The following is an 18,952-nucleotide window of genomic DNA, read 5'->3' as shown; positions in this document are numbered from 1 at the left end:
ACTGATGAAAATCACGGTCCATATTAAGCCCTGAAGTCGGAGTGAATCAATCCAATGGGTAGAAAATCTCTTCGGAGAAAAAACACTGGTAGTAAAAATCCGCGAAAAACCTATCGATGGTGAGGCAAATCGAGGACTTATCAAAGCACTCTCTCTGTTTTTCAAAGCCCCTCAATCACGCATCACAATACTCCACGGACATACATCGCGAGAAAAAGTAGTAGAAATAAACACTGACTAGATCCACTTCTTATATCGGAAAAACTGAAACATCCCAACGGTAGAAACTATCATTAATACAATAACAACAGTAACAGGTAGCAGATTTTGAGTTTCAGAAACAGTCATCCAACCAAAATGCACATTCATGCCAAAGAAGGCCCCGATAGCACTCGGTCAGAGGAGCAATACATTGATGAGGGTCAGACGTCGGATATTGTCATTGGTACTACGAGCAATCAGCATCTCATTTGTCTCCGTGAGGAGTTTCATCGTCTCCCGAAAATTATCGAGGCGATTATTGAGTTTTTTGATCTTATCCAGAGAGTCATCAAGTGCTTCACGACTCACTTCATCAATCAAGGTAATATTTTTTCTCAAGATGTCATCCAAGAGCTCATAGAGTGGAGAGAGGATGAACTTGAAATTAATAATAGCTTTCTTGATATCTTGGATTTCAGAGACATGATCACTCTCGTGTGGTTCTTCAGAAAAGAGTGTTTCTTCCACTTCTCTTACTCGAAAATGGACAGAGTCGAGCAACTGAAACATACTCACAACTGAGATATCGAGGAGCTCATAAAAAAGATCAAAACTATTATATTGTTCACGGGTAACAAGCTTATTCCTAGTAAGATAAAAATCTTTGAGTGCTGAGAAACCATCTTCATCAATCACAAAAAGAAATTTCTTGCTCACAAAAGCGTGTATTTGTTGAGTCTGGATACGATGATTATCAGGACGAATGCTCGGAAATTGGAGCGCAAAATAGAGATAGGTTTTACGAGTTTCAAATTTTGAAAGCTGTGTTGGTGAAAAAACGTCCTCGATATCCTCTTCATGAATATGAAATTCATGTATAAGTTTTTCTCTCAAAAATTCATCAAGACCACGATATTCGTAGTATTGAAAGGTTGTATAATCTTTAGAGAGAAATCTAGGAGGCATAGTGCGAGAATTATAGAAAAAGATATAGCTATTGCAAGGTAGAGGACTAAAAAAGAGTCTCCATTTTGGAGATTCTTTTTTATGAAGAGTACTTATGCAACAATCTTGCTTTTTCTGTACAGAGAGTATCCTGCACCCACGAGAGCGAGAAGTAAGGTAGCCAAGAGTGCAGAAACAGGCCCAGTATCAGGAGCGGTGTCCTGACAGAGACTCGTACATTCGTCACCATTTTCGATATTACCATCGTCACACTGTTCTCCAGTTTCGACAGCACCATTTCCACAGACAGCACCATTATCTCATTCGAGTTGACAGGTATGACTACATCCATCACCAGAAGCTGTATTGCCATCGTCACACTGTTCATCAGATTCTTCTGTGCCATTTCCACAGTCTCCAGAGACAGAAACTGTTTTTTTACACACATTGGAGCGATCATTTACGACATCGGGATAACAAGAAACACTATAAGTACCTGAATCATCAAAGGTATATGACTGTGTATCTCATTCAAAAGCATCGATGATAGTACCACTTCGGCTGATAACGAGAGCCGTTTTTCATTGTGGATTTCCAGAACAAGAAAAAGAAGAATCAAATGGAACTGTACCAGTCGTATCTGTGACTTCGATACGACATGATGGATCAGTATTTGCATCAAGGTCTACAATACAGGAATCATTGTTTCATCCATTTGTACCATAACAGGTATAAGACCATCGTTCGTTTGCAGAACTATAGGTAACACTACTTGATGCTCCCCTTGTACACAGTGTCTCTCCAGAAAGAGAAGAATTTTTAGGATTAGAAACGTAAAATGTGTCCAAAGAACTACACTGACCATTTGTTGCTTGTGATACTGGAGCATCAATATAAAAATACGAACATGTATTATAGGTGAGATCAGTACCAGTATTTTTTTGATTATTACTATCGACTGTATAAGACTTCGTCGTATATCTGATACGATACACCGGACTCACATAATCTATTGAGCTCGGAACTGTTCATTTTACGATAAGAGAACCATTCATAGTCGCCCAAGCCCAAGTCGTAGTACTCGGTCCACCGTTGAGACTAAAGCTTGGCTTGATGTCACCAATGGGGGTAACACTAACTCACTGGAATGCTTCAGCAAAAATAGTACTTGTAGCCGTATCAACCTGTTCTTTTACTCATGCTCTTGGTATGAGATATCCTGTGGAGGTATTTGTGCCCTGGAGAGTATCATGAAAACACCTGTCACAACCAGAACCGACTGGACAAGAAGACATCTCGTATGCAAAAGCAGTACCGAGAAGACTAGAAGCAGCAAGAAGAAAAAAGAATGTTTTTCGCATAAAATAAGGGATTACTGGAGTACAGTACCATACTATCTGATAGTCGTCAAATATTTTTTATTATTATTTACTAGACAAATACAATTTTATTATTATATTCACGCGCACATGAGGGGATATATTTGGGAACGTAGCTCAATCGGTAGAGCAGCACCCTTTTAAGGTGATGGTCCTGGGTTCGATTCCCAGCGTTCCCACCAAATAATCATAGAGACCGTAAAAAAACTTCTTTTCAGAAGTTTTTTTATGCCTTCACGGCATCTATCACTTGAAATTGGAGAGTAATAGTATCTCTCCAGGTACGTGTTGAAAGTCTCCCAATTAAATGTACCGGCGTGTCCGAAAGCTCAGATATTATGTCATCGAGGTTGAAACCGATAATATCGAGCCCTTTTGTTTCTATCTCCCATTTGAAATGTTGTCCAGTCGATCCAAGTGGTGTAAGAGCACTTGTGATATCATGAAGCATAAAAAGAGGTGATCGAAATCCCATCCCAAAGGGGCGCAAAGACTCAATTTGTTGCATAAAAGAAACATCAATTTTTGTCATATCTAAGACAGTATCCACCATCAAAGTGGGAATAAAGTCCTGCATTGTGTACGATTGTTCTGTTGCAAGAAGAATCTTCTCACATGCCTGAGGCATCATATCACGCATGATAGTGCATCCTGCTGCACCAGCATGTCAGCCATAGCGAAGAATATATTCAGAAGAAGCATCGAGGATTTTGACCAGATCAATACCCTCTGGAGCCCTCAAGGAACCAACATAATGATCACCATCGATGGTAAATACGGCTGTGGGCCGATGAAACATTTCTGAAAGTTTCCCAGCAACCAAGCCGAGGAGTCCGTGTTCGAGATTTTCATCAATATAGATAATAAATGGCGCAGAAGAATCCACATCTTCTATGGCTCTTTCGTATGCATCGCGTGAAAGACTTTTTCGTGTTTCATTGACTACCATCAAGTCCTGTACACGAGTATAGGCATCCAGTGATGAGGCGAGGAGAGCACTGATACTCTGATAAGGCGTCGTGATTCTCCCACCCGCATTGAGCATCGGTCAGACAAAAAAACCGATATCCTCCTCCGTTACAATAGGTCGATTCAGAATGCCTGAAAAGATTTGGAAAAATGGATGATGTGAATCTCGCGCCTGCATTAATCACCTACGTACAATGGTACGATTTTCATCGAGCATAGGCATACAGTCGGCGACCGTACCGAGCGATATGATATCGACATATTTTTGGAGAATCGCATAAGTTTTTTCTTCTCAAAAGTAGGTAAGAGAAAGCGCGTGTATAAGCTTCCAAACCACACCTGAGCCAGAAAGCCCCAGAAATGGATAGAGAGAATCTTTTCTACGTGGATTGACGACAGCGACACATTCTGGAAGTATTTCTGGGCATGAATGATGATCTGTGATGATGACGTCTAGTCAGAGTTCTCATGCTCTTTTGATCGGTTCGATATCTTTCGTTCAGCAATCGACCGTGATAAGAAGTTTGGACCCTGTAGCGGCTATTTCTTCGATGTGATACTCTTTCATCCCATACCCATCACGAACACGATGAGGAAGTCGATACGAGACATCCATACCAAACTCATCTCGTAGAAAGAGAAACAAGGCAGCTGTAGAAGAGATACCATCGACATCATAATCCCCAAATATCATCACACGTTCCCCCGATTTTTTCGCTGAGAGTATTCTTGCAATGGCGTTTTGAATGTCGGGTAATAAAAATGGGTCATGAACAATATCTGCATGGATACCCGCAGCATTCATATTGCGCAGAGCTAATAATACTTCCACGATATTATTAGGATGAGTCTTATGTTCTACTATGACTCGTTTTCAGCGGAAAGAAATCATGAAAAAATCTTATTGGTGGTCTTTCACAGTTGTGATAGCTGTATCAAATGTCTCCTTGGGATATGCTCCGACTATGATTTCATAGTAACCAGTTTTGATATTGATAACAAGTGTCGTAGGTGTACCATTGACACCATAAAGAGCTCCGAGTGCCAGTTCATCTTTGATACGTTGCGCAATGATGTCATCGGTAAGACAAGCATCCATCTGAGCCGTCGTAAGACCTGGAGCAATATCATAGACTGATGCAGTTTGATCGGCATAACGGGTATGTACATAGTCAAAATAGGGGTTGCTTCAAAGATTTTTTGCAACACATTCTGATTCGACAGCCCAATCATAGGCATAAGTATGAAATGGAAGCGGAAACTGTTTATAGATAAGTGCCGTATTCATCGTAGCATCCGCGATTACAGGAGCGAGAACATCTTGAAAAAGTTTTCCACAAAATGGACACTCAAGATCCGAGAATACTACCAATACTATTGTAGGAGATGTTGAGATTGTTTGTATTGGTTCATTTTCTAGAAGAGATCTGATCGTCTCAGTAGAGAGATGATTTGAGTCTTGTAAAATGAGTGAAGTCTTTGGTGCCACTATCATTTTTGGAAGAAGTATATCGAGGTCATCCAGTATTCATCCTGCATTATTTTCCGCAATAAATCCAGACATAATCGCGGCAAATTCAAAGACCTCTGAACGAAGTGCGAAGACGTTCGGCCTAAATTGAGCAATTGCAGTATTCGAATCCGCACCATCTTCACAAGATACCCCATGATTGATAATGAGACAATTTGGGAGTGAATCCATCATGTCTGCCTGCCATTGTGTGAATCAGAGCTTTTTAAGATCCTGGTAGAGACTCCAGACTGACCCGTCAGCTTGCGTCACCCTTCTTGGTGAAGTCAGTGATACTTTGCCAGTTTTGAGGAGAATCGTGAGCGCTTCTGCTCGTGTGACAAAATCTGTCGGACGTGCCTTTGCATTTTCTCGAGAGATGATGCCATTATCAGCTGCTATTTCTATCGCCGCGCAGACCCAACCACCGTTCGTAGTATCAGAATAATATTTTTTGCAAGAATAATTCTCTGGTAATATAACTCATTTCATTTTGAGTGCCATTCCAATAATTTCTTGACGAAGCACTCTATCGTCGAGTCGATATTGAGTATCGCTACTTTGTGTAACGATTGTACCCTGATTGGCTAAATAAGTAGCATTTGAGAAGTCATTGCTCGTGTAAGCAAAAGTACAAAGTACATTCGTCGCGGCGAACAAAGTACAAAGAAGTGAAAATTTTTTCATAGAATAAATTACTTAGAGAGTTGCTCTTTGAGATGTTGAAATGCGTGGTTGATAAGATCATCCAGTTTTCGAAAATTCTCACGATCAAAGAGGATAATCTGTCCATCGATATTGGCATGCAGTTTCCCATGAAATGAATCATCGCTATTTTTCTTCACAAAAAACTCTATACGAGCTATTGCGTCGGGCTTGTTTTCATATTTTTTGAGGTATGAATCTACTTTCCCCATAGCCATGCCAACGAGGCGATGAATGACCTCACGATCATGCTCTACAGAATCATCTATCTGGATAATAATCTGTGGTCCCATAAAAGAAAAGGTTAAAAATTACAATGGTCTCAGTATAGTCTCGCTGAGAGGAGAGTCAATGAATTTCCGAGAAAGAGAATTGACAAAAAATGAGCCGACCCAAACCAAGTTAGTTTGTGAAAAAAAATAATCTCCTATAATTCTCCTCGCATCTAATAATTTTATCTATGTGCTGAATCGTCTGATATATAGGGAATAAATCACCAGAAAATCATATATACCAAGGGCTCAAAAATCTCGAATACCGTTGATATGATTCTGCTGGATTTGTAACTATTGACTCTCTCAATACTCTCACTCTCGTGAGAGAAATAGGAGAAGTAGGTCATCTTCTTCCCCATATTCCTGAGAAATCGGAAGCATTTGTTGGCATTGGGCATACTCGCTGGGCCACTCATGGTGGCGTAACTCGAGAAAATACCCATCCCCATTATTCGATGAATAGGATGATTTATCTTGTTCATAACGGCATTATCGAAAACTATAAACAGCTGGCGGAGAAACTCCAAAAAGCTGGCTACACATTCTATGGACAGACAGATAGTGAAGTGCTCGCTAATTTGGTTGAATACTGTCTTCAAAGTGTCTGAGATATCAAGAAAGCAATACTTATGGCACTCTCACAAGTTACAGGGACATATGGTTTGGCCATTATCGCCACAGAACACCCAGAGCACATCTATGCTATTCGTCGATGATCTCCGCTTCTCCTGAGCACCGTAGATGACGGCATTATGGTGGCGTCTGATCCACACGCTTTCCCTGCAAAAGAACTGAGTGTCGTGCAAATGGGCGATGGAGAACTCGCCATACTAAATCGTGATGGTACTTTTACTATTGAGCTCGCTACAGGAGAAACACTTGTAAAAGAAGCACAAAAACTCGAGATATTTCATGCAGACACAACAGATAGTCGTTTTGCTCATGCGATGTTGAGTGAGATATTTGAGCAACCCGAAGTCATAGAAAATACAATCCGCTGACGTATCAATTTTGAGACGGAACAAGTCACGCTCTGAGGCATCAAACAAATAATGCCAGAACTCCTCACAAAAAAAGAGATTATTATCGTGGCATGTGGAACCAGCTATTATGCAGGACTGGTGGGGAAAAACTTTTTGCAAGAAATAGCAGGAATACCCACACGAGTAGAGATTGCTTCGGAGTTCCGATATAGTAAACAATTTTGGAGTTCAGAGTCAGCTCTTTTGGTTATTTCTCAATCGGGAGAAACTGCTGATACTATTGCAGCCCTCCGTGAAGCAAGACATAGAGGAGTGATGACGCTCGGTATTGTCAATGTTCCCGGATCAACTATTTCTCAAGAAACTGACGCAGGGATTTTTACTCATGCATGAAAAGAAATAGGAGTGGCTTCTACCAAAGCATTCACTGCTCAGATAACTGCCCTCTTGATGATGGCTATCGCTATTGGTGAACGAAGAAATCTCGACGTTTTGGCAAAATCTCGTATTTTGAAATCCTTTAGGCAAATACCAGACCAAATCAGGACCATGCTAAGCAATATCACAACCATTCAGAAAATAGCAGAAGAACTCGCCCAATATGAACATTGTTTTTTTCTCGGTCGCTACTACCAATCCCCTATCGCACTCGAATGATCGCTCAAATTCAAGGAGATTACCTATATTCACTCCGAGGCGTATCCAGCAGGAGAACTCAAACATGGACCACTCGCCCTGATTGATAAAAAACACCCGAGCGTCGTCCTGCATCCCAAGGATGCACTCTACGATAAGACCGCTTCTGCTATACATGAAGTAGAAGCACGAGAAGGATTAGTCTATACTATAGGAGATCATAAAGACGCTAGCATCATAATACCAAGTACGCTCGATTCACTCTTCCCGTTTTTGACAGTGGTACCATGTCAGCTCCTTGCCTATTATGCCGCACTGAAGCTCGGAACATCCATCGATAAACCCCGTAACCTCGCAAAAAGTGTGACGGTGGAGTAGTAAAAAAATCTAAGCTACAGCATTACTCCCTCTAGAAACTATCCAGTATTGTTTTGCTCATCAATTCATGAGATTTTGTGGTCATATTATTCCCAGTCATTTTTGTATATTTCGAATATTTGGGTCTGAATTTTCCCACTGATTTGCACCTCGTGCACCGGTAAGTGCGATGATATGACCTCATGTAGTGAGGCCACTCTTGGGTGTTGCCGAAGCCAATATGACATTCCCCTGGTTAAGAAGTGAGTCAATATCCGAAGGAGACAGCGAGGATCGGGACTGCACATTCAGACCCATGGGCTGAAGCAAACGGCTTGGCGCATCCCATGACATTGCTCAGGGAGCGGCTCTTGTAAATATGTCTCGGAGTTTATAGGGATTCAAACCTTTGACCAAACGTGCCGCAGCAATCGCACATGCTGTTGGTCAACAATTATTTTTTTTATCTTGATTGGCATAATACCCATCTCCGAGAGAGCTGAGAAGAGTATCACGTATATCGCCTTTCCCCCAGTTCCATGGCAAAAGCTTATTGATTTTTCATTGAGTCTCCACTTGTACTCTTTTTGCAGAAGCCGGGATAGCTTCCTTTTTTTCAGTATTTTTTGAAACTGTCTCACCTTTTCCAAGATAGCAAGGTGTATTCTTTCCAGAAAAATAATAAAGACCATCTGATTTTTTAAAAGCCAGCTCAGCACCACCATTACTCCGCGGAATACTCACACTCGATACATCACCAAATATATTTCGAATTTTCTGTGCTGTTTCCTGAGGAGAGAGTCTTTCTCACGCTCTATAGGTATTTATGGACTGTGAACTCATGATATTACGGCGCTCTTTGAAAGACTGTTTTTTGATAACTTCTCGTTTCTTTATCAGTGAGTTATCTATCGCGGTCTGGGAACGCTCGTTTTTCCCTGTTAAATTATTCCATAGATTATGCCCAAACTGTACAAGAGCTGGTTTTTTCGGTGGCTGAAATGAAGGGGAGTCAAATTTTCACATAGATACATAGTGCCTCTCTTTGATCCGAGACGCAAATCTGATACTAGGAGATGTATTTACATTTTAGAAAAATAACTTCTCTTATCCTTTTTTCGCAAAAATAATGGCTTCGCTAGGATGGGCGACTTTTCTCAGATTGAGCCACGCGACAAAATCACTTACTTCACCTACTTTCCAGTCCTCTAGTCATTTACCACCATGATTTCCACTATGAAACATGCGAAGTTTCCCATTTTCTTTAAATACCATCCAAGCATGACCCTGTTTATTTGTCCCCTCACCAGTCGCTCACATCACAGCTTGTTCTCCATTATTGAGTCTTGCAACAATATCATCTACTATAGCTTCTGGTCATCATTTTCCTGCATGCTGATAAGAATAATTATAATAATGGAGATTTTCATTATTTGGATGTTTCACATATCCTCATGCAACACGGACACGCTCGATGATATTTTCCTCAATGTAGTAGTCTATTGTGGTTGGATCATTCTTATCTCATCGCTTAAGGACTCAATTTTTATCACGCATTTTTGCTCCACCAAGACCCACGAATTCCATAGCTTGCATAGAAACATTCCAGAGATCTTCTTTGCCATATTTTTGGGCCTGATATTCTCGAGCAACTCGCCAATCACCAGCACTGCCACGAATAAATTCATTCACAAATTGCATACAATCCATATTGTGCATTTTTTCACCATTATCTCATTTGAGAATGTTCCCCGAGCCATCTTTTTTATAATAAGACTCTTGTTTTTTTGATAATTCTTCTGCTCAAGCAAGTCAAATTCACTCTCATTGAGCACGAGAGGTATCAATTCATGGTCTCAGAAGCATATCTCATTTTCATTGTTCTGTTCACTGTTTAGCTATAAAATCTTTCACTTCTCCATCTGTCTTGATAGCACTGCATGTGCGTATCAGAGCTGCTTCTTCATTTCGACGTCTTTTGAGCCCACGAGGCCAACTACTCTTAGTCTGGTTCATTTTCTCAAATAATTGTGCCAACTTCTTATAAAAATCTCATGGCCTACTAGAATAATTTGGTAATGTTTTGAGAAGATCTTGAATCTCCTGCATTTCCCCACGTCCACTGCCAGAAAGGGCTGGACCACGGTTGTATACGAGGCTCACAAGAGCCGTCTGTGCAGGGGTTTGTAGATTAACAATTTGTGGATAGATATGTTTTGTTTGTGCTATAAATTTTGGAAGTGTAATCTCTTTTAATACTGGTCATTTTGCAGTATCAATAGCGGAACGGAAATTTTTGAAACCACCTACTGCTTCGAGCTCATTTTGAAGTTTTTTCGCTCCATCAAAACTAAATGCTTTTCAACAATAAGATTTCAAAACATCTATATATTTTTTATCGATTTTTCCCCCCCAATCTTTTTCAACATCAGTCGGAGTATTGAATCGAAGATCATACCCATATCAAATCGTAAATCCTGACTGAGGAGATCCTGGATAATTGGTTCCATAATCAGTTCACTCCCAACCCTGTATAGGACCTATATCAACAGAAACTCCGTCAATGTTTGACATCACATCACTCTTATAACTCACATCACGATTACTATCACTGAGTCATCTGCTTGCCTCTGATAAACGCATGTCATTCCCTGGACTTGCTAATCCATCTCGATCCATGATAAACTGCCAAAAATCTTTTTGAGGAGGACCACAAAAGGAGGCACCGAATGGTGCCAAAAAAGTCAGAAGTCGCTTCAAAGAAGGGTTCATATTCTCGAAATCTATCCCCCGTGTATTTTGAGCTTTTTTTTGTATAATATCGAGTGATAAACCTGTTTTTTCTTTTGCCACAGCACTCATGGCATCATAATATGCTTCTGGGGAATGATAGTCCTCTCGACGTACTTCTTGTACAAAATTACGTGTTTTAAAAGCATCTCGAGCTTCCTGAAGACTCTTATTGAGGGCTGGATTATTTTGTATATCAAATGATGGCATAACCAAAATATCCATATACGCTCATGGCACAACGTCAGAAATTTTTGTGATATCATTATCTATAGAAACTCCGGAAGGATCAAAATATTCATGAATATTTCTGCCATAAAGTTCGATAAGTTTCTTACCTATTTCGCTCTGAGGATCAATACCGCTCTCTACCATACCTTTTTCTTGGATGCTCTTTATGATTTGTTCCTTTACTTTTTCGTCTTGCAATACTTCTAACAGATTCGTCTTCTCTCCGGCGACATCTTGTAATTTTTTGAGATTTTCTGGCTTTTTTTGCTCTTCTGGAGAGAGTTTTTTAAATACTTCTATTTCGCGCACAAGCACATCGGTTTGCTGCTCGACAACTCTCTCAAGAATCTTTTTTTCTTGTTCAGCTGGCGGAAGTTTTTGAAATTCTTTTTCTTTTTCGAGGAGATATTTTTTAGCTTCCTCTATTTTTTTTGCTTTATCGGGTAAATTCTGAGAGTCAATCTTCCCTATGAACATCGTTCTATAGGCATCGTCTCGCGCCTCCGGAGAAATATCTGCCAAGTTTTTTTCTCATATCTTTTCAGCTATTATAGCATTGTGCCTCAACCGAAAAGAATCAGAAAACTTTTTTTCGGCGTCTTGTATTGATATGTCTATAAGGGGCTTGTTAGATTCCAATGTTCACCGTACGAACGGAAATACTCCGGCAAGATTTTCACCCATAGTACTCGCGTCTCTTTTTGCTTCCAATAATTCCTTTTGTTTTTGATACTTGAAATCCATCTCTTCCCGATCTTTCATTCTTTTTGATTGCTCGGGTGTACTATCTGATTTTTTTGATTCTTTTTCAGGTGTTTCTTTTTTAATTTCAATATCAGTTTTTTGAGATTTTGTATCTTTTTTTTCTAGTCATTTCTGGACTCACTTCGCCTGCTCCAAAACGGGAATTGCTTTAGGGGGAGTATCTTTGTTATCAGGTATTGAATGTTCTCTATCGGCCATGCTCTCATCTTACCCTAATTTTACTTGGATTGCAAATCTAGGACATCTGAGAATTTTTATCTGTTCATGCAATATCTTGTGGTGATACTGGTGCCGATACTGGTGGTCTCCAGACTCCGATAAGTTTTCTTCCAGAAGGATGGCTTGCAAAAAAATCACTCGCATAACCATCACCCGTTTTGATCTCAATATGGCCGTGAGCTCATCCGGAGTAGACACACACATCGCCAACCTGTGCATTTCAGATATTTGGTCAGACATTTGAAAATCAGATACTCTGGAGATCACTGGCTGCATTTTGAGCGCTTCATTGGGTCATTTTGTAGCTCGACTCCACATATCCGGCAGCACAAAGATGATTTTTGACAGACTTATAACACGTTCCGGTGCTTCCTCCTGGATTAGTTCCTTGTTTTGCGAGTTTTGCCAAGAGACTTGGTGGTCATTTGGTACCCTTTGGAAGGTCCTTCAGTGGTCATCGCATCTTAAATCAGCTTCATTGCCACTGATAACTCGCGATAGTCATTTGCGAAGCTTCGACAGGTGGTATATCCCCTGCACCATTATCAGCACTTGGCACATCTGCTGATCACCCTGCAGAAAAACCCTGTGTCGCAGAAGGACTAAAAGATTCTGATGAAGTATCCCTTCATCCTCTATCGACTGGCAGTGAATCTACTTGCTCGGAAACATATTTTTTAAACGTCTCTTGATTGGTAGATATTCCAGTGACTTTTTGGAAATTTTCCGCTAATTTTTTTGTCACCTCTTCTTTTGAGAGTCACGCAGAATTTTTGAGTATCTCTTCTTCCGTGGTGCGCAATTTTCCCTGAATTCTCTCTCGGACCACAGCCAGTTCTGTATTGGATCTCAGATCAATATTTGGATTCACAATAGCGTCCTTCCATGCTTCTGGAAAGGTCTTTGCCAAAAATTGGACTCGAGATTCATCAAGTGGTTCTGTGCTATAATGAAGGTCTGTGACACTCTTTGTGAGAAATGCTCATTCGATTTTTTTCTGTTCTTCTGATGTAGATTCTTCTTTTTTTGCAGTAACATCAGAAGCAATGGCCTCTTGATATGTTTTTTCAATAGTCTTAAATGCGTCTTCTTTGATCCTCAGCTGCTCTTGTGCCTTTTTTTCATCCTCATCATCATGCGCTCACTTTTCGGATGAATCTTTTTTTCATGATGCGAGTCGAGCTCTATCGGTAGCATAGGAATTGTATGTATCTTGTACTTTTTTATTAATTGATACAAGTTTTTCTTCTGGTTTCTCGGTTGTTTCTGGAGATTTTTTGAGAGATTCATGATTATTTCACACTGACTCTCCTTGTTTTGGAAGATCTTTTTTCGCAGGAACGACAGGAGACGAATCTTTTGGAGTTTCAGACATACAAAAATTTTACCCCATTTTCTCCCAAAAAGCAAATAGTTGCAAAAGAGAAGAAAAACATAGAATACAACCAAAAAGTTTAATAGGTTTGATACGTTTAATTTGTTTCATAAGTTACCCTAACCAACAATACCTTTCGCCACAGCGAACCTTCGGTCTTTGTGCTTTCTGCTTTCTGCTCTGTGCTTTTTCAAATATTCCTTCCTTAGCCTGTTCCTTTGCCTTAGTCTTATTTCTATGAACCTCTGAATCGTCTGACTCCCAAATGTTGGTAAATCTACCCTCTTCAATGCCCTGACAAAGAGTTATGCTGCCGAGGCGGCCAATTTCCCCTTTTGCACCATAGAACCTAACACAGGTATGGTAAATGTCTATGATGACCGTTTGCAAGCACTCGCAAGCACCATGAAGTCAGGGAAGGTCGTTCCAGCTACGGTCGAATTTGTCGACATCGCTGGTATAGTCCGAGGCGCAAGTCAGGGTGAGGGTCTGGGAAATAAATTTCTTGCTCATATTCGTGAAGTCGATGCTATCCTCCAGGTCGTACGTGTTTTCGAAGATGGCGATGTCCATCATGTCGATGGAAGTATTGACCCGAAAAGAGATATCGAGATCATCAATACCGAACTTATTATCGCAGATATCGAAACGCTGACAAAGAGAAAAGATGGTGAGGTCGCGAAAAAAGCACGATCAGGAGACAAAGACGCTATGAAACTTCTCGAAATTTATACCAAAATTTTTGAAGGACTAAATCAAGGAAAACTCGCCATCCAAGTCGAACTGACAGACGAAGAAAAACTTCTCGCACGAGACCTCCATCTTCTCACGATGAAGCCATTTGTCTATGCGGCGAATGTCAACGAATCTGATCTCAAAATGGACGAAGCCACTCTCCGTGCAAAGATAGGAATGACTGATACAAAAATTCCGGTAGTGACTATTTGCGCAAAAATCGAGATGGAGATGATGGAGTTTGGCGAAGAAGATCGTAAAGCATTTCTTGCAGATATGTGACTCACAAAAAATCCTGTTGATGAACTCATTAAAACGTGTTTTAACACGCTTGGGCTTCAATACTATTTCACCGCTGGTGAAATCGAGGCACGTGCTTGGACGATCAATAAGGGTATGAAAGCACCACAAGCAGCAGGAAAAATCCATACGGATTTTGAAAAAAAGTTTATCAAGGCAGAAATTGCCAATTGGAAAGATATCGCCGATAACGGTGGCTGGGCTGGTGCCCGCGATAAAGGACTTGTCCGTATGGAAGGCAAGGAATATGTGATGCAAGAGGGCGATACAGTAGTTTTTAAATTTTGAGGATAAATTATGTCTAGAAGAAGTCAATTTTCTGATGAAGAATTTCCGACAACTCGAAAGAAACCAAAACGGATTCAACCAGCCAATAAGTTGGAGAGAAGAATAGAAAAAGCAGTTTCTTGTGTTCTTGCTCTTTCTATATGGTTCCTTGTTCGCAAAAATATAGATGAGAAGGATGCTCGAGAAATATCTGGAATGCAATCACAGGCAGAAAAAAAATGAGCACCTCTCATAATAGATACCACCTCAAGCACTATTACTACCAAAGTTAATAAAATTATTACAGGAAAAAAGGAGCCAAGGAACACAGTCATTATCAATCCTCATGGTGTAGAACCCGCTATACAAGTCATCACGCCTGATGCAACTATTACAGCAAATAAAACAGGCGAGATAGAAAAAATAACACCTGCAGAAAATACAGCAGAAAAACCTCTCACCGAAACGGAAGCTCAATCGACGGTAAAAGAAGCTCTCGAAGATGCTGTCGAGAAAACCCTTCCAAAAAAAGAGGAGCCATTAAACCCCCTTATAATACCTGAAAAAAAGAAGTAATCTACGCTCCAAAAAATCCATCAATTTTTTCTGTTTGATACCGACGAAACCAGGTCAGTTGTCGCTTTGCATAATGTCGACTATTTGTCTGCACCGCTTCTATTACATCCGGCAGAGTCTTCGCTCACGCCAAAAAATCAATCACTTCTCGATAGCCAATCGCATTGAGTCCTGGCAATTTTTCCAGTATTTCTGAAGGAGAGAAAACACTTCCTTCACTTTGTACTTTGTTCGCCGCGGCGAATGTACTTTGTATTAAATGAGTAACTTCTTCGACAAGTCCTTGTTCAAACATCCCCAACACTCGGGCATTGATGCGTTCATATAATCCCGCTCGATCACCATCAAAAGGCGTCACAAAAAATGTATCATACTGTCATTCTCCGAGTCGATTATCAGATTTTTTTGACTTCCCTGTCGTCCGAAATACCTCCAATCCTCGCATCACATAGCGATAATTTCTTGGGTCTAACTCTGCTGCATAGTCAGGATCTATCTCGGCAAGCATATCCCACAATTTTTGTTCTCACTCTGCCTCACGAATCTTCTCCAGTTCTGCACGATGCTCCCAATCTGGCTCTGCACGTCAGAGGTCAAAATTCCCAATAATAGCATCAATAAAAAGTCCCGTTCCTCACGAGAGAATCGGAAGTTTTCCACGACTATGAATCTCAGCAATTATGCGTTTTGCTTCAGGTACATATTCCCCCACAGAATATGATTCAGAGATATCTCGAATATCGAGCATATGATGTGGTATTCCCTGCATCTCCTCTGGTGTAATTTTCCCAGTTCCGATATTCATCCGGCGATAAATCTGCCGAGAATCCGCAGAAATCACCTCGCCATTATATTGCCGAGCAAGCTCTACTGTCAAAGCCGTCTTACCGCATGCTGTCGGTCAATAAACAACCAGCAATTTTGGTTTATCGGATAGTATATTAAGCCATGTGGAGATATCGGAAAACATAGCGATATTGTAGAGATTTGTAGGAGAAAGCAAAGATGAGAAAAATGATTGCAATTCAGTGTAAAAAGAAGAGAATAGTATTGCTGTTTCAAAAAAACAAGATTAAGACACTCAAATATTTTTATTTAAAAGGATTTTATTCCAACAATATGGACATTATCAAATTATCTGAAGATCTGATGCGTCAGCAAACTCTAAAAAATAAAGCTCCTGCATGGTTATTGACAGAGCTGGCCATAAAAAAAGGAAAAGAGCTTTCAAAAAAATACAATACTGATGAGAGATTGGTTTTATCGTCATTATATCTTGCACATACTATTTTTAGTACGGTTTGGAAAGGAGATATTCAAAAAAATCATCCGAAATTAAGCTCTGATTTTGTAAAAAAATATTTGGATGAATGGGGCGTTGATGAACATGAACAAGCAATAATTCTCAATGCTATCGAAGCACATCATGATAAGGTTCCGACTCAATCAAAAGTTGCAGAAGTTGTAAAAAATGCAGAATGTTTCAAGTTCGTGACTGTTGAAGGAAGTCTGATTTTGTTACATGAGTTAGGAATAAGGCAAGTTCCTTTTGAAGAAGCAGTAGATAAAGTGATCCAGAAAATGAATCAAAAAAGGGCTTTACTTACTTTCGATGATTGTATCAAAGAAGCGGAAGAAAATTGTACTACAATCTTACAATTATTTGGATGGATATAGAAAATAGGTATTTATTTTTTAGTGTTTAACATATGAATAATACATTTTATTTTATCAGGCATGGCAAAACTCAAGTCGACAACACAAAACCAATAAGTGAATGGGTGCTATCCTCAAAGTGAGAGGAGCAATCACAGAATCTGCTCAATGAAAGTAGATTCTATGATACCGATATCATAATTGCCTCTGGAGAAACAAAATCCTATCAGACAATAAAACCGCTTGCTGATAAACTCAATAAAGAGATCATTTGTTATGATGAAATCAGTGAATTAGATAGAGATACAGGTGGTTTCATGCAATTTGATGAGTATGAAAACGCCGTTAAAGAATGCCTAATGAATTTAGATACACCGTATCAAACCCCACAGGGAAAATGGGAATCCGCATCTCATGCTTTGGAGAGATTTTCTCGGAAAATCAAAGAAATTGATACCCAATATGAAGGAAAAAATATTATTGTGTGTGGACACGGTTTTACGATAAACTTGTATTTTTCTCAACTATTGGGACAATTGGATCAAGTGTATGAGAGAACACAAAAGAATGATTTCTGTGATTGGGGTATTATAAAAAATTACACAGTTATTAAAGATGTAGTCAGATAAATTCCTAATTACTCTTCAAAAATTTTTTAATATAAAAAATTGAATTTCCCTCATCCCACACTATACTGTAACAACTATGCATACTCGCGAACAAACACTGGAAGAACATCTCCAAGAACACTATATTCACAAAAGTAATTGGCTCAGAGCTGCTGTGCTCGGAGCAAATGATGGGGTTATTTCGATATCCAGTCTCGCTATCGGTGTCGCTGCTGCGAGCACGAGTAATACGCCTGTGATACTCGCGACACTGGCAGGACTCGTCGCTGGAGCCATCTCTATGGCAGCGGGAGAATATGTGTCTGTGAGCTCTCAAACCGATATCGAACATGCAGATATTCTCCGAGAAAAACAGGAGCTCGAAGAGGCGCCCGAGTTAGAATTTCGACGCTTGGTCGAGATCTACACCAGAAGATGAATATCACAAGAAACGGCGACAAAGGTAGCACATGAACTGACGGATCACGATGTACTCGCAGCACATGTGAGAGATGAGCTCGGCATCACCGAGTCCAGTCAAGCACGACCTGGGCAGGCAGCATGGTCATCTGGAATAGCATTCGTCAGTGGCGGTATCCTCCCATTTATGATAACTCTCTTCGCACCAATACAATTTATGGTGTATACACTCTATTGAGCCGCTATTGTTTCATTGATTATTTTAGGAACTGTTTCCGCAAAGACAGGAGGAGCAAGCGCTACAAAAGCAGTTCTCCGTGTGGTCTTCTGGGGTGCAGCTGCCATGTTCCTTACAAACTTTGTTGGATACCTCTTTGGAGTGAATGTCGTGTAATATTTTTTGGAAAAATCACTATGAAACAAGAATTTATCGCAACAGGCGTCATCCATGAAGTACCTGATGATCTCAAAGAGGTACTTTTAGCGCATCCGGAAGTAAGAGAAAAATGGAATGCGCTCACCCCTCTTGCACGCAATGAATGGATTTGCTGGGTAACTATCGTAAAAAGGGCAGAAACCAGACAAGAACATATCGAGCGCTTGTGTGCAGATATTGCAGATGGCAAAAAAAGGCCATGTTGCTGGCCAGGATGTCCTCATCGTAGGCCAAACGCAGCAAAATGGTTTTGAAAAAAGATCTAAAATTTTTCCAGATACTACCTCAGATTAGTACACTAATCACCTATAACACTCCTCGCAAAGAACTTTCTCTCTTCAGGAGCCTGAGGGCTCTTCAGAGCCTCGAACGGCAGGTCTTTCCGGTGCATAGGTAGTGATTATATCCTTTTTACACTCAGAACAAACGCTTTCATAGAGTTTCCTTGGATTTCTCAGATCCATTCTTTCTGTATGTCTCTGATCAGGATGTTTAGTAGGAATAGGAATGCTGTTTTCTATGTAGAAAAGAAGTTCTTGTTGAATTATTTTAAAGGGCTTCTTTGTGACCTCACACACAATAGTTCCAGCAAGGACAGCGTCAATATTCTTCTG

Annotated in this window: 18 protein-coding genes and 1 tRNA gene; 9 read left to right on the top strand and 10 right to left on the bottom strand. The window is 40.2% G+C overall.

The features are described 5' to 3' along the window. Positions 1-4: 4 nt before the first annotated feature. Positions 5-241 carry a DUF167 domain-containing protein gene (locus WC753_03595; protein MFA6080532.1) on the top strand — a complete coding sequence of 79 codons (237 nt, stop codon included), beginning with the start codon at positions 5-7 and terminating at the stop codon, positions 239-241. On the opposite strand, the gene WC753_03590 is transcribed toward WC753_03595, so the two are convergent. After that, entirely contained in the window at positions 238-1,167 is a 930-nt protein-coding gene (locus tag WC753_03590; protein ID MFA6080531.1) for a CorA family divalent cation transporter, read from the bottom strand. The genes WC753_03595 and WC753_03590 overlap by 4 nt on opposite strands. 92 nt (positions 1,168-1,259) lie before the next feature. Then, positions 1,260-2,507, bottom strand: a complete 1,248-nt coding sequence (locus WC753_03585; protein ID MFA6080530.1) for a DUF4215 domain-containing protein — start codon at positions 2,505-2,507, stop codon at positions 1,260-1,262. A gap of 124 nt (positions 2,508-2,631) precedes the next feature. Here WC753_03585 and WC753_03580 point away from each other — a divergent pair. Beyond that, positions 2,632-2,707, top strand: a tRNA-Lys gene (locus WC753_03580). A gap of 44 nt (positions 2,708-2,751) precedes the next feature. Here WC753_03580 and recJ read toward each other — a convergent pair. The 3 genes from recJ to WC753_03565 are packed head-to-tail and all read right to left on the bottom strand — an operon-like array spanning position 2,752 to position 6,002. Continuing rightward, positions 2,752-4,386: a single-stranded-DNA-specific exonuclease RecJ gene (recJ, locus tag WC753_03575; protein ID MFA6080529.1), complete on the bottom strand. Its 1,635-nt coding sequence runs from the start codon at positions 4,384-4,386 to the stop codon at positions 2,752-2,754. A gap of 9 nt (positions 4,387-4,395) precedes the next feature. Next, positions 4,396-5,691 carry a thioredoxin domain-containing protein gene (locus WC753_03570; protein MFA6080528.1) on the bottom strand — a complete coding sequence of 432 codons (1,296 nt, stop codon included), beginning with the start codon at positions 5,689-5,691 and terminating at the stop codon, positions 4,396-4,398. Between the two features lie 8 nt (positions 5,692-5,699). Further along, a complete protein-coding gene (locus tag WC753_03565; protein ID MFA6080527.1) occupies positions 5,700-6,002 on the bottom strand; it encodes a hypothetical protein in 303 nt (100 codons plus the stop codon). A gap of 167 nt (positions 6,003-6,169) precedes the next feature. Here WC753_03565 and glmS point away from each other — a divergent pair, with 167 nt between their 5' ends. Next, positions 6,170-7,981, top strand: coding sequence for a glutamine--fructose-6-phosphate transaminase (isomerizing) (glmS, locus tag WC753_03560; protein ID MFA6080526.1), 1,812 nt, complete (start codon positions 6,170-6,172; stop codon positions 7,979-7,981). Between the two features lie 9 nt (positions 7,982-7,990). Here the strand turns inward: glmS and WC753_03555 are convergent, their stop codons facing one another. From WC753_03555 to WC753_03545, 3 genes are all read right to left on the bottom strand, one after another. After that, positions 7,991-8,986, bottom strand: a complete 996-nt coding sequence (locus tag WC753_03555; GenBank protein ID MFA6080525.1) for a hypothetical protein — start codon at positions 8,984-8,986, stop codon at positions 7,991-7,993. A gap of 81 nt (positions 8,987-9,067) precedes the next feature. Further along, positions 9,068-11,944 (bottom strand): hypothetical protein, encoded by a 2,877-nt coding sequence (locus tag WC753_03550; protein MFA6080524.1) that lies wholly within the window; start codon positions 11,942-11,944, stop codon positions 9,068-9,070. A 37-nt stretch (positions 11,945-11,981) separates the two neighbouring features. Next, entirely contained in the window at positions 11,982-13,340 is a 1,359-nt protein-coding gene (locus WC753_03545; protein ID MFA6080523.1) for a hypothetical protein, read from the bottom strand. Positions 13,341-13,577: 237 nt separating this feature from the next. On the opposite strand from WC753_03545, the gene ychF reads away from it, so the two are divergent. Together ychF and WC753_03535 are read left to right on the top strand one after the other, a co-directional pair. Next, a complete protein-coding gene (ychF, locus tag WC753_03540) occupies positions 13,578-14,669 on the top strand; it encodes a redox-regulated ATPase YchF (protein MFA6080522.1) in 1,092 nt (363 codons plus the stop codon). A gap of 3 nt (positions 14,670-14,672) precedes the next feature. Further along, complete coding sequence (locus WC753_03535; protein MFA6080521.1) at positions 14,673-15,218, top strand: hypothetical protein; 546 nt, start codon at positions 14,673-14,675, stop codon at positions 15,216-15,218. Between the two features lies 1 nt (position 15,219). On the opposite strand, the gene miaA is transcribed toward WC753_03535, so the two are convergent. After that, positions 15,220-16,188 carry a tRNA (adenosine(37)-N6)-dimethylallyltransferase MiaA gene (gene miaA, locus WC753_03530; GenBank protein ID MFA6080520.1) on the bottom strand — a complete coding sequence of 323 codons (969 nt, stop codon included), beginning with the start codon at positions 16,186-16,188 and terminating at the stop codon, positions 15,220-15,222. Positions 16,189-16,337: 149 nt separating this feature from the next. Between miaA and WC753_03525 the strand changes: the two genes are divergently transcribed. The 4 genes from WC753_03525 (at position 16,338) to WC753_03510 (ending at position 18,604) form a co-directional block, all read left to right on the top strand. Further along, on the top strand, positions 16,338-16,895 hold the full coding sequence (locus WC753_03525; GenBank protein ID MFA6080519.1) for a hypothetical protein: 558 nt from the start codon (positions 16,338-16,340) through the stop codon (positions 16,893-16,895). Positions 16,896-16,927: 32 nt separating this feature from the next. Then, positions 16,928-17,503, top strand: coding sequence for a histidine phosphatase family protein (locus tag WC753_03520; protein MFA6080518.1), 576 nt, complete (start codon positions 16,928-16,930; stop codon positions 17,501-17,503). A gap of 76 nt (positions 17,504-17,579) precedes the next feature. Continuing rightward, the gene (locus tag WC753_03515; protein MFA6080517.1) at positions 17,580-18,296 is read left to right on the top strand and encodes a VIT family protein; all 717 of its coding nucleotides are present in this window, start codon (positions 17,580-17,582) and stop codon (positions 18,294-18,296) included. Between the two features lie 20 nt (positions 18,297-18,316). Further along, on the top strand, positions 18,317-18,604 hold the full coding sequence (locus WC753_03510) for a YdeI/OmpD-associated family protein (protein ID MFA6080516.1): 288 nt from the start codon (positions 18,317-18,319) through the stop codon (positions 18,602-18,604). A gap of 24 nt (positions 18,605-18,628) precedes the next feature. Here WC753_03510 and WC753_03505 read toward each other — a convergent pair. Further along, a partial coding sequence (locus WC753_03505; GenBank protein MFA6080515.1) for a hypothetical protein occupies positions 18,629-18,952 on the bottom strand: 324 nt, incomplete at its 5' end.

The sequence above is a fragment of the Candidatus Gracilibacteria bacterium genome (genome assembly GCA_041660965.1).
In the GTDB taxonomy this organism is placed as follows: domain Bacteria; phylum Patescibacteriota; class Gracilibacteria; order BD1-5; family JAGOOR01; genus JAGOOR01.
This window is presented reverse-complemented; position numbering and strand designations above follow the sequence as displayed.